At 65.6% G+C, this 12448-nt stretch carries 10 protein-coding genes; 7 read left to right on the top strand and 3 right to left on the bottom strand.

Going from position 1 to position 12448, the window contains the following annotated elements; translation table 11 throughout:
• The 3 genes from VH88_RS15710 to VH88_RS11425 all read right to left on the bottom strand — a co-directional run.
• Nucleotides 1-400, bottom strand: a 400-nt coding sequence (locus tag VH88_RS15710) for a DUF4145 domain-containing protein (protein ID WP_156146811.1), incomplete at its 3' end; no start/stop codon positions are given.
• 83 nt (nt 401-483) lie between these two features.
• Nucleotides 484-1500: a nucleotidyl transferase AbiEii/AbiGii toxin family protein gene (locus VH88_RS11420; RefSeq protein ID WP_045811368.1), complete on the bottom strand. Its 1017-nt coding sequence runs from the start codon at nt 1498-1500 to the stop codon at nt 484-486.
• Nucleotides 1493-2086, bottom strand: coding sequence for a DUF6088 family protein (locus VH88_RS11425; protein ID WP_045811369.1), 594 nt, complete (start codon nt 2084-2086; stop codon nt 1493-1495). Before VH88_RS11425 ends, VH88_RS11420 begins: the two co-directional genes overlap by 8 nt.
• 240 nt (nt 2087-2326) lie before the next feature.
• Between VH88_RS11425 and VH88_RS11430 the strand changes: the two genes are divergently transcribed.
• From VH88_RS11430 to VH88_RS11460, 7 genes are all read left to right on the top strand, one after another.
• Nucleotides 2327-3289, top strand: a complete 963-nt coding sequence (locus VH88_RS11430; protein ID WP_045811370.1) for an ArdC family protein — start codon at nt 2327-2329, stop codon at nt 3287-3289.
• Nucleotides 3290-3449: 160 nt separating this feature from the next.
• Entirely contained in the window at nt 3450-5570 is a 2121-nt protein-coding gene (locus tag VH88_RS11435; RefSeq protein ID WP_045811371.1) for a ParB/RepB/Spo0J family partition protein, read from the top strand.
• A 131-nt stretch (nt 5571-5701) separates the two neighbouring features.
• Entirely contained in the window at nt 5702-6118 is a 417-nt protein-coding gene (locus VH88_RS11440) for a hypothetical protein (protein ID WP_045811372.1), read from the top strand.
• On the top strand, nt 6115-6381 hold the full coding sequence (locus VH88_RS11445; protein WP_045811373.1) for a DUF6117 family protein: 267 nt from the start codon (nt 6115-6117) through the stop codon (nt 6379-6381). The genes VH88_RS11440 and VH88_RS11445 overlap by 4 nt, the downstream gene beginning before the upstream one ends.
• Nucleotides 6378-6674 (top strand): hypothetical protein, encoded by a 297-nt coding sequence (locus tag VH88_RS11450; RefSeq protein WP_045811374.1) that lies wholly within the window; start codon nt 6378-6380, stop codon nt 6672-6674. Before VH88_RS11445 ends, VH88_RS11450 begins: the two co-directional genes overlap by 4 nt.
• 158 nt (nt 6675-6832) lie before the next feature.
• Nucleotides 6833-11152 carry a strawberry notch family protein gene (locus VH88_RS11455; RefSeq protein ID WP_156146812.1) on the top strand — a complete coding sequence of 1440 codons (4320 nt, stop codon included), beginning with the start codon at nt 6833-6835 and terminating at the stop codon, nt 11150-11152.
• Complete coding sequence (locus VH88_RS11460) at nt 11152-12186, top strand: toprim domain-containing protein (RefSeq protein ID WP_045811375.1); 1035 nt, start codon at nt 11152-11154, stop codon at nt 12184-12186. Before VH88_RS11455 ends, VH88_RS11460 begins: the two co-directional genes overlap by 1 nt.
• Nucleotides 12187-12448 lie beyond the last annotated feature (262 nt).

Genomic DNA, 12448 nt, shown 5'->3' on the forward strand with positions numbered 1-12448 from the left:
GTCCACCAAACCGAGGGAGGATCATGAAGCGGCAGAACCAGCACGAAAGAGACCAAGCATCTTCCAGAAGAGCTTCAGCTTGTGCCGGCGTAACCTTCCCGTTGTGTGCGGCATTGTTGCCGACCTTCCGGATAGCGTGAAATTTGGAAAGGAGACGGGCGTCGAGCAGGTCTGCATTCTCCAGCAGGACCAACCTGTCGAAATGCGAATGCGCCGGGTCATACTGAAGTCCCAGTTGGCCAAACAGTTTGACGACCATCGTCTCGGTAAGCCCACGCAGCCGGATGGCCACGAGGTCCGGCTCATGCGGTGCAGCCTGTTCCGCCTTTCTCCCGAGATCATGGAGATCTGGCCAGAACCGCTGAAGGAAATTGAAGCTATCGGAGTGATCTCCGATCATTTCGCTGCACTCCGAACTACAACGCTCGCCGGAATGTCAGACATACCCATTACCGTCACTACACGCCCCCTCATCGTCGTTTCTTAACTGGCCGCGTTGTTGGCTCGCGCGGCCATCTCGGCGCATCGCGCCATGAGCGTCTCGAACGGTTCTGCGTCATCGAAGAGCAGCCCATCCTCGACCATGCGGATATAGTCGTCCTTCAGCACTTTCGCGCCATCGCCGACCGGCACAAGCTGCAAGCCGCCGTTGACGGCCATTGCATAGTCGATCGACGAGCGATCAGCGGCCTTCTCCGCAAAGAACATCGACTTATGGCGAGCGACCGCGTTCGCCAGCTCGCGATCCGCGAAGGCAGCGTCCGCAAGCCCGACTTCATCGAGCCGGGCGACATCATGCCAATGCCGGGCGAAGCGGTCCCCGCGCAGCCGTTCCTGATGGCAGAAGACATGGATCGCGGTCGCCTTCTCCCAGAACGTCCGCTCGGCGTGCATGACGCGCGGACGCGCTGTCGGGAATATCAGGCCATCGATCAGGCCGGAGGCATCGCAGACAACATCGCGCAAACTGGCCGGCTCGCCCGTCGACCGCGCGCCGAACTCCAGCATGACACTGGGGGCGACATAGCCCGATCCGACGGCGGTCGGTTCGTAGTCTATAAAGAGCCGATCACCTTCGACGCGGATCGCCGCAGCCAAACCTTCCGTTGCCAGGGCGTCGGAGATCACCGGCTGCACGACAGCGCCAACCCATTCCGGTAACCGGCGACGAACCTCGCTGGACCAGCGCTTTTCCTCGCTTCGCGTTTTCGGCAGGCCCCCGCCATTGTCCCCGACCAGGTCGGGCGCGATGGCCCGAATGTCGTAGGTCAGATCCACATCCTCCGAAAACCGATGGATGACCTGATAGGCTTTCGACAGCGATGTGCCGCCCTTGAACACCAGATGCTCACCAAGCGGCGCCGCGTAGAGCGTGCTCAACGCCCACACCACCCAGACATCCTTTTCGAGCAGATGCGCGGGCCGCCCCGAACGATCGGCCGCGACACCAAGGGCGTCGCGGCGATCCTGAGCCGAGAGGAGCAGGAAGGTTTCAGCCATAGGCCGCCTTCCCGACACTCTGCGCCAACCATGTCGGAAGCTGCGGCGCGGCCGCCACCAATTCGCCAAAGGCGCCAGGCGGCAGCTTTCGCTTCAATGTCCGGAGCGCAGTTTCGGCTTTCTCCGGGCCGAGCCAGGCCAAGGCCCGGACGGCCTCTCCCGCCGGCCGGTTGGCCAGAGCCAATTGCCAGCGCGGGGCATGGCGCAATTCCACGACCTGCTTGCCGAGATTCATCTTCCGGCTGCGCCCGGAGGTCAGATAGACCGAACGAACCGGCACCTGCGTCGTCAGGCCAAGGGCGTTTGCGGCCGCCGCACCGTTCGAGACGATGGTCTCGCCACGCTGGCTGGCAAGGGCCTCCACAGCCTGTTCCACCGACGGCGCGCGCGTCCCGAATCGACTGACGACGGGGCGGAGATAGACACCACGCCCAGCCCGGATGAGTTGTTCGCGCTCGGCCAGACGCGACAAGGCCTGGTCCACCGCAGCGCGATTGCCGAGATGGAGCAGCCCCTTAGCGGACACAGAAGCGCCCTCGGGCAAACCCGTCATATGCGACAGTATCTGTTCGGTCAGCCGTGTCATCGTCTTTCTCCTGTCAGGAACATACGCAGTTTTCTGACAGTTTTCAAGGAAACACATCCAGGACGGAAAGCTGGGACAAGGGGGAAAGCCTTCCCCTGCGGTCGAGCCTTGGGTCTCGCCCGACCCCTCCTGCGGGGAGATCCCCGCAACGCCCCCATAGAGTAAGAGTGCGGACGGGTTTTCCCGTGACGGGTTGAGGGCTGGAGAAGAGGTCTCCGGCGCCCGTCGCGGAGAACCGCGATGTTCAGGAAAAACCACGGCGCCCGTGCCGGCTCAGGCCGGGCGAGCCTCTATGACGACATCACCGACAAGATCATCGCCGAGCTTGAGGCGGGCCGCGCGCCCTGGGTCCAGCCATGGGGATCGTCCGCGGCCAAGGCGCCGCTCGCCATGCCCTGCAACGCTGCGACCGGACGGCACTATTCCGGCATCAATGTGCTCATCCTCTGGGGGGCGGTGATCCAGCACGGCTTCCCCGACCAGAGTTGGCTCACCTTCCGCCAGGCGCTGTCGCTGGGCGGCAATGTCCGCAGAGGCGAGCACGGCACGACCGTCGTCTATGCCGACCGCTTCACGCCGGAGGACGAGAAGCGCCGCGCCCGCGAGACCGGCGAGGACGCCGCCGCGATTCCGTTCCTCAAGCGCTTCACCGTCTTCAACGCCGCGCAATGCGACGGCCTGCCGGACAACATCGCCGCCATCGCTCCACCACCGCCGCCTGGCCTCATCGAGCCGCGTGTCGAGGCTCTGATCGAAGCGACGGGCATCGATTTCCGCATCGGCGGCGATCGCGCCTTCTATGTACCGGCGCACGACTATGTGCAGGTGCCGCCGCCGCAGGCCTATTTCGAGCCGATCAACTGGCACCGCACGGCCCTGCACGAACTCGGGCACGCCAGCGGCCATGCCTCCCGGCTCGGTCGCGACCTGACCGGGGGCTTCGGCACGAAGAAATACGCCTTCGAGGAGTTGGTGGCCGAGATCAACGCCGCTTTCTGCTGCGCGTCCCTCGGCATCGTGCCGACCGTCCGCCATGCCGACTATATCGGCGCCTGGCTGGAGGTGCTGCGCGAGGACAATCGCGCCATCGTCCGCGCCGCCTCTCAGGCCAGCAAGGCGGCCGATTGGCTGCTCGGCTTCCTGCGCAACGCCGATCTCGGCCCGGAGGACATCATGGCCGGCGAAGAACGGCATGCGGCATAATCGACCTGAAAACCGGAAAGGCGGGAAAGCGGGTCTCCGGCTTCACGCCTTTCCGCTTCTGCGGTGCTGCCCTTCTTAGAGTGAGAGGGCGGCGCTTCGCTTCGTGACGGGTTGGAGGTCGAGAGAGAGTCTCCCGACCGCCCGTCGCGGAGTAACGAACATGGCGAGTGCCATCCAGAAGATCACCCTGTCGTCGGCGCGCGACATCCCCTTCAACAAGCTGGTGCTGAGCCAGTCCAACGTCCGCCGCGTCAAGGCCGGCGTCTCGATCGAGGAAATGGCCGAGTCCATCGCCCGGCGCGGCCTCATCCAGAGCCTCCATGTCCGTCCCGTCCTCGACGCCGATGGCGCGGAGACCGGAATGTTCGAAGTGCCGGCCGGCGGCCGCCGCTATCGCGCACTCGAACTGCTCGTGAAGCAGAAGCGTTTGGCCAAGACGGCGACGGTGCCTTGCGTCATCGGCGACGCCCACAGCGACATCCTCGTCGACGAAGTGTCGCTGGTCGAGAATATGGAACGCGCACCACTCCATCCGCTCGACCAGTTCCGCGCCTTTCAGGCCATGCGCGACAAGGGCATGACCGAGGAGGCCATCGCCGCTGCCTTCTTCGTCAACGTCACCGTGGTGAAGCAACGCCTGCGCCTCACCTCCGTCTCGCCGACCCTGCTCGAAATCTATGCCGATGACGGCATGACGCTCGAACAGCTCATGGCCTTCACCGTCAGCCCCGACCATGCCCGTCAGGAGCAGGTCTGGGACGCGATCAAGGATAGCTGGCAGAAGGAGCCCTATCAGATCCGGCGGATGCTGACCGAGACTGCGGTTCGCGCCTCGGACAAGCGGGCCATTTTCGTCGGTGTCGATGCCTACGAGGCCGCAGGCGGCATCGTACTGCGCGATCTGTTCCAGTCCGACGACGGCGGTTGGCTGCAAGACCCGGTCCTGCTCGACCGTATGGTGGCGGAGAAGCTGAAAGCCACCGCCGATCAGATCGCCGAAGAAGGCTGGAAGTGGATCGAGGTCGCGGTGAGCTTCCCCTATGGCCACGACCACGGCCTGCGTGAACTCTCCGGCGTTGCAGTCGATCTGACCGACGAGGAGCGTGCGACCCGCGAAGCGCTGCGCGAGGAATATGACCGGATCGAAGCGGAATATTCCGAGGCCGACGAGCTGCCCGACGCGATCGATCAACGTCTCGGCGAGATCGAGCAGGCCCTGGAGGCCTTCGAGAACCGTTCGGTCAGCTACGATCAAGCCGACATCGCAATCGCCGGCGCCTTCGTTAGCCTCGACGTCGACGGCTCGCTGTCGATCGACCGCGGCTATGTCCGCGCCGAGGATGAACCCCAGGCCGAGCCCGATGGCGAGGCGTCCGAGGGCGACCAGCCCGATACACCGGCCGTCCAACGCGCGGTCATCACCATCGGTGGCAAGCCCGCCGAGCCCGAGGACGATGAGGAAGACGGCATCAAGCCGTTGCCCGAGCGTCTCGTGATCGAGCTGACCGCCCACCGCACCCTGGCGCTGCGCAACGCGCTGGCGGAACATCCGCACGTCGCCATGACCATGTTGCTCCACAAGCTTCTGAGCGACACCTTCATCCACACCAACCCGTCCGGTTGCCTCGAGGCCAATGTCCGCCACATCTTCTTCTCGGCGCAGTCCGAGGAATTGAAGGACAGCCCATCGGCGCAAGCGGTCAACGATCGCCACGAACGCTGGGGGGATCACATCCCCGCTGACGATGAGGCGCTCTGGGCATGGCTGACTGATCTCGATGACGGCACGCGCATGGAGCTGCTGGCGCTTTGCGTCAGCTACGGCGTCAATGCGCTGTTCGAGCGTCCGAACCCCTATTCCGGCTCGGGCGTCAGCCAGCATGGCCTCGATGTGCGTCTGGCGCAGGCCGACCGGCTCGCACGGGCTACGGGCATGGACATGGTGGCCGCAGGCTGGAAACCCACGGTCGGCAACTATCTCGGCCGCGTGACCAAGCCCCGCATTCTCGCGGCTGTCCGCGAAGGCGCCGGCGAGCGGGCCGCGCAGCTCATCGACCACATGAAGAAGGGCGACATGGCCAAGGAAGCCGAACGCCTTCTGACCGACAGCGGCTGGCTGCCCGAACCGCTGCGCCTCGCGTCCATCGATGGCGATCAGTCGGGTCCCGACGATCACGCCGATACCGGCGAACATACCACCTTGCCGGACTTCCTCACCGAGGACGGCGAGGACGAAGACACCGACGAGGATGAAGTCCAGCACGCCGTCGCCGCCGAATAGCACGGATCGCGCGGCGCGGCGCCGTTCGTCCCGCGCATCTCACCCCGATCTTCCACAGCGCCCGGTCCCACGGTCGACAGCCTGCGCGGCTGTACCGCGCGGGCCGGGCATTCTCGTTTCAGGAGCCTGTCATGGCCGACTATTTCACCCATTTCTCGTGCCTGCTCGATGTCGGCACGCCCGAGAACGCCGCCCGCGCGCTCGACCTTTACAACCGCCTCTCGGAGGCCGGCGCATCGGAAGAACCGCCTTCCGAGGGCTTCCTTCTCTCGATCCAGCCCGAGCATGGGGGCACGCAGCTCTGGATGCACGACGACGTCACTGGCGATCCCGAACGCCTGATCCAGTTCGTGAAGCGCTGCGCCGCAGAGTTCGGTCTGACCGGCCGTTGGGGTTTCCAATATGCCAACACCTGCTCGAAGCCCCGGCTCGACGGCTTCGGGGGTGGCGCGCATGTCCTCGATCTCGCCAGCGGGGAGACCCTGGACTGGATCTACACCGATGGCTGGCTCGACCAGACCCTCTCCGACGAGGGAGGCCCGCTATGAGCATTCCGTCCCATGCCCAGAGCAATTTTCAGACGCTGCTGCGCGCTGCCGGTGACGGCAACCTTGCGCTCATGGAATGCCTCGATGCCGTGACCGGCGCTCCGCGTTACGTCATCTGCGCGGTGGGACGGGATCATGGTGATTTCGTCTTCACGCCCTTCGGCCACCTCGCCGACGGCAATCCCTATGACGCCTACCTGCCGCCCGACCCCGGCGATCCTGGCGGCTTCATTCATCGGGGCACACCGGGAGAAGCGTCATGATGGACATCGACGCCATCTTCGCCGCCGATTCCGAGCGTCCGCCCGCCGAGCGGTCTCTCCCCTGGCTGGAGACCAGAGACGGCATCGCCGTCGTCGTGGAGCCCAAGCCCCATTGGGCCAGCGACATGCGGGCCTTCCGGGCCGAGGCTCGCGAATATTGCGCCTATGCCGATTGGACCGCGAACGGCGCGCGCGCCCGGTTCTTCGGGCACATCGACATCAGCGGCGATGACCTGATCCGCAAGGCGCGCAGGCTCGTCGCCCGCGAGATCACCGACGGACACTGGGCCTGACCCCTCAAAGCGCCTCTGCCGCTCGGTCGAGGCGCTTTTTTCATGTCGGCAACGACGTGTTCGAGAGTGAGAGGGCCGCCGGGAGGGGTTTGAGTCCGTGCGGTCGAGAGAGAGCGCCGTCCGGGCCTGCCGTTCCCGCTCTCCCGAGGTTCCGATCCATGAACATCATGTCCCCCGTAGCCGGTCCGGCTGCACCCGTTGCCCGCGCGTCCGCCATCATCGCCGCCGCCCATCAGCTTCTCACCCTGCTCGAACGCGGCCAGCGCATCGACAACGCCAATCTCCGCATCGCCATGCAAACGGCCTTCGAGGCTTCCGACACGAGCGGCGCCTGGGACTGGAAGACGGCCTACGAAGCCTGTGAATGCGCGACCGTCCTCTTCCTGCGCAAATACGGACGCGCGCTTTTCCGTAAAGCCGGCACTCCGGCTGCACGGCTTGCCGCCCTCTCGAAAATCACCGGCCTTCTGCCAACGCACACCCGTCGCTCGGAGGAAGCCCAGGCGTTTCAGCAATTCTCGACGCCGGTCCCGCTCGGCCTCGCCGCTATCGCGGCCGCCGCGATCACACCGCACGACATTGTGCTGGAGCCGTCGGCAGGCACGGGTCTTCTCGCCATCCTCGCCGAGATCAGCGGCGGCTCGCTGCTTCTCAACGAACTGGCGGAAACCCGCGCCGATCTACTTGGCCAGCTCTTTCCAGCCCTTGCCGTCACGCGGTGTGACGCCGCCCAGATCGACGACCACCTTCCGGCGAGCGCCGTCCCTTCCGTCATCGTGATGAACCCGCCCTTCTCGGTGATGGCGCACGTCTCCGGTCGGGTCGCCGACGCCGCAGCGCGTCATGTTGCTTCGGCCCTGGCGCGGCTTGCCGATGGCGGGCGCCTGGTGACGATCACCGGCGCGAACTTCGGCCCCGAGCAACCGGCCTGGCGCGACACCTTCGTCCGGCTTCAGGAGCGTGGTCGCGTCGTCTTCACCGCGGCGATCCACGGCTCGGTCTATGCCAGGCATGGCACGACCATCGAGACACGGCTCACCGTCATCGACAAGCTGCCGACCGAAGACCCAGCCGTGTTTCCGGCGTCATCGGGTCTCGCGCCCGACGTCGCCACGCTGCTCGCATGGATCGAAGCGCAGATTCCACCGCGCCTGCCGGTCGCACTGCCCGACATCGCGCCGCCCGTATCGGGCTCGGCGCCCCGCACCGTGCGCGGTTATCTCGCGTGCGCCACCACCGCGCGTCCGGCTGCACCGCCGTCCATCGACCCTGAAGGCGTTGAACTCGCCTACGACACGATGGACTGGACGCCGCCGGAAGGCGCCCACCTCACGGACGCGATCTATGAAGAATACGGATTGCAGTCGATCCGTATTGCCAGTTCTCAGGCGCACCCCACCAAGCTCGTGCAGTCGGCGGCCATGGCGAGCGTTGCACCGCCCAAGCCCGCCTATCGGCCGATGCTGCCCGCGAACATCACCGATCTCCTGTCGGACGCCCAGCTCGAAACCGTCATCTATGCCGGCGAAGCCCATTCGGACTTTCTCGCCGGCTCCTGGACCGTCGATGCGACCTACGATCTCGTGCAGGCAGCCAAGCCCGATGCCGAAAACGCCGTGCGCTTCCGGCGCGGCTTCATGCTCGGCGACGGCACCGGGGCAGGCAAAGGCCGTCAATCGGCCGGCATCATCCTCGACAACTGGCTGCGCGGTCGCCGCAAGGCGGTCTGGATCTCCAAATCCGACAAGCTGATCGAGGATGCGCAGCGCGATTGGTCCGCGCTCGGCATGGAGCGTTTGCTGGTCACGCCGCTGTCGCGCTTCCCGCAAGGGCGGCCGATCACGCTGTCGGAAGGCGTCCTGTTTGCAACCTATGCCACGCTACGGTCCGACGACCGTGGTGAGAAGGTTTCCCGCGTCCGGCAGATCGTCGAATGGTTGGGCTCCGATTTCGATGGAGTGATCATTTTCGACGAGAGCCACGCCATGGCCAATGCCGCAGGTAGCAAGGGAGAACGCGGCGACGTTGCCGCCTCGCAGCAGGGACGCGCGGGCCTTCGGCTCCAGCATGCCCTAGCCAACGCGCGCGTCGTCTATGTGTCGGCTACCGGCGCGACCACCGTCCACAATCTCGCCTATGCCCAGCGGCTCGGCCTGTGGGGCGGTGAGGATTTCCCCTTCGCCACCCGCGCCGAATTTGTCGAGGCGATCGAGGACGGCGGTGTCGCGGCCATGGAAGTGCTCGCCCGCGATCTGCGTGCGCTGGGCCTCTATACCGCCCGCTCGCTCTCCTACGATGGCGTCGAATATGAGCTGATCGAGCACGCCCTGAGCGACGAGCAGCGGCGTATCTACGATGCCTACGCCAGCGCCTTCACCGTCATCCACAATCATCTCGACGCCGCGATGCAGGCGGCCAACATCACCGGCAGCCCAGATAGCGGGGGAGCCACACTGAACCGCCAGGCCAAATCCGCCGCGCGCTCGGCCTTCGAAAGCGCCAAGCAGCGCTTCTTCGGCCATCTGCTCACGTCGATGAAGACCCCGACGCTGATCCGCTCCATCAAGCGCGATCTTGAGGATGGCCACGCCGCTGTCGTCCAGATCGTATCGACCGGCGAAGCGCTGATGGAGCGCCGGCTGGCAGAAGTCCCGACCGAGGAATGGAACGATATTCGCGTCGACATCACGCCGCGCGAATATGTTCTGGACTATCTGGCCCATTCCTTTCCGGTCCAGCTCTACGAGCCGTTCACGGATGGCGAGGGCAATCTGTCCTCGCGCCCGGTCTATCGCGACGGCCAGCCCGTCGAGAGCCGCGAAGCTGTCGCGCGCCGTGACGAGCTGATCGAACGGCTCGCCTCCCTGCCTCCCGTTCCGGGCGCGCTCGACCAGATCGTCCAGCGCTTCGGCACCGATATGGTCTCCGAGGTGACGGGCCGCTCCCGGCGCATCGTCCGCAAAGGAGAACGCTTCGCCGTCGAAAACCGCGCGCCATCCGCCAACCTTGCCGAGACGGCTGCGTTCATGGACGACCTGAAGCGCATTCTCGTGTTTAGCGACGCCGGCGGCACCGGCCGCAGCTATCACGCAGAACTGTCAGCAAAGAACCGGCGGCTGCGCGTACATTATCTGCTCGAACCCGGATGGAAGGCCGACGCCGCCATCCAGGGTCTGGGTCGCACCAACCGCACCAATCAGGCTCAGCCGCCGCTGTTCCGCCCGATCGCCACGAACGTCAAAGCCGAGAAACGCTTCCTGTCCACGATCGCACGCCGGCTCGATACGCTGGGCGCGATCACGCGCGGTCAGCGCCAGACCGGCGGCCAGGGCCTGTTCCGGCCCGAGGACAATCTGGAATCCAGCTACGCCCGCGATGCGCTGCGGCAGCTCTATCTCCTGATCGTACGCGGCAAGGTCGAGGGTTGCTCGCCGGGTCGCTTCGAGTCCGCGACCGGCCTGAAACTGACGGACGATAGCGGTATCAAGGACGAGTTGCCGCCGATCACCACGTTCCTCAACCGCCTGCTGGCGCTGACCATCGAGCTTCAGGGCATCCTCTTCACCGCCTTCGAGCAATTGCTCGACGCCAAGGTGGCCGGAGCCATCACCAGCGGCGTCTATGATGTCGGGCTGGAAACGCTGACGGCGGAGAGTTTCGTCGTCACTGAGCGCACGACCATCTACACCCATCCGGCAACAGGCGCGCAGACGCGGCTGCTCACCATCACCGAGCGCCGCCGAAACCAACCAACCACGCTCGATACGGCGCTCGACTGCCTCGACGATCCGCATGCCCGGCTGCTCATCAACGCGCGGTCGGGACGCGCTGCCGTCCAGGTGCCGGCGCCGTCCATCATGCTCGACGACGGCGAGATCGAGCGCCGTGTCCGCCTGATCCGGCCGATGGAACAGCACCACGCAACCCTCGCCACGATGGAAGACAGCCATTGGCAGGAAGCCGATCGCGGCAGCTTTGCAGCGGTCTGGCAGCGTGAAGTTGACGAGGTGCCCGCCTTCACCGATGGCACGATCCACATGGTCAGCGGCTTGCTCCTGCCCGTGTGGAAGCGCCTGCCGAACGAGTCGACGCGCGTCTATCGGCTTCAGACCGATGATGGCGAACGCATCATCGGAAGACGGGTTTCGTCCGCCTGGGCCATGAATGCCGCCTCGACGGGAACGGCCGATCTCAGCAGCGATGATGCCTACGCCGCTCTGGTGGATGGCCACACCATCCTCGACCTGGCCAGCGGGCTCCAGCTTCGCCGCGCGCGCGTCATGGGCGCGAACCGGATCGAACTGTCCGGCTTCACCGAGGCCATGCGGGATCGCCTGCGCGCCTACGGCCTCTTCAGCGAGATCATCTCGTGGAAGCTTCGCTTCTTCGTGCCGGTCGACACCTCCGGTCCCGCCATCCTCGGCAAGCTGCTCGACACCTATCCGGTCGAGCGGATCAGCGAGCGCGAGGCAGCGTGATGGCTCAGCGAGACGCTTCTGAACTGGCCCACAGTCTCGGCCGACAGGCCGAGGCGGTCTGCCGCCACTATCTCTCCAACGGCCACCGGCAGGGCAATTACTGGCAGGTTGGCGATGCTCGTAATGCCGCAGGCCGCTCCATGTTCGTGCGCCTGCGTGACACCCCGAAGGGACCAGCGGGCAAATGGACCGACGCCGCCACCGGCGAACATGGCGACCTTCTCGACATCATCCGGGAATCGCTCGGCCTCATCGACTTCACAGACGTTGCTCAAGAGGCGCGCACCTTCCTCAGCCTGCCGCATCCCGAACCCGAGCCGGCATCACGCCGCGGACTGGCGCCAGCGCCATCGGGGTCGCCCGAGGCCGCACGCCGTCTCATCGCCATGACGCAACCAATCACCGGGACCATTGTGCAGACCTATCTGCGCAGACGCGGCATTACGCTTTTGCACGGAACCGGAAACCTGCGCTTCCACCCCCGCTGCTACTACAAGCCCGACGATGGCCCGACCGAGACCTGGCCCGCTATGATCGCCGCCGTCACCGACCTCGCTGGCAAGATCACCGGCGCGCACCGCACCTGGCTTGCGCCTGACGGCTCCGACAAAGCCCCCATCGACACACCGCGCAAGGCGATGGGCGATCTCCTCGGCAATGCCGTTCGCATCGGTGCGCCCGGCAGCGTGATGGCGGCAGGCGAAGGTATCGAGACCATGCTGTCGCTCCGGCAGGTCTTGCCCGAAATGGCGATGGCGCCGGCGCTTTCGGCAGCACATCTGGCCGCCATCCTGTTCCCGACGACTTTGCGGCGGCTCTATATCGTCCGAGACGACGATCCGGCCGGTGACGGCGCGCGGGACATACTGATCGAACGGGCGAACGCCGAGGGAATCGAGGCCATCCCATTGTCGCCGGCATTCGTGGACTTCAACGAGGATCTCCGGCGGCTCGGTATCGATGCGCTTCGGGCAGGCGTTCGAGTGCAGCTCGCTCCAGAGGACGTCGCACGCTTCATGGACCTGGCCGCTTAGCCGGAAAGGATTGGGGAGCGGCGTACAGCCGCCACGCCCGCAACGATGCGCCAGTGACGGCAAAAGGACCGCGCCTCGGCCTTCGAGAGGGCGATCGGCCATCAGCCGGGCCGGACAAGGCAATGGCTGCGGCCGACGATTTTCCGGCGGCGCATGTCCACCCCACGCGGCAGGCCGCGCGGGGACCCCGAACCCGCGCCTTTCCATCGCGAAACAAAATCGCCGGCCTTCGCCATCCTCCGCTGGCGCTTCGGCCCTACGC

It is taken from the genome of Brevundimonas sp. KM4 (assembly GCF_000964075.1).
In the GTDB taxonomy this organism is placed as follows: Bacteria; Pseudomonadota; Alphaproteobacteria; order Caulobacterales; family Caulobacteraceae; genus Brevundimonas; species Brevundimonas huaxiensis.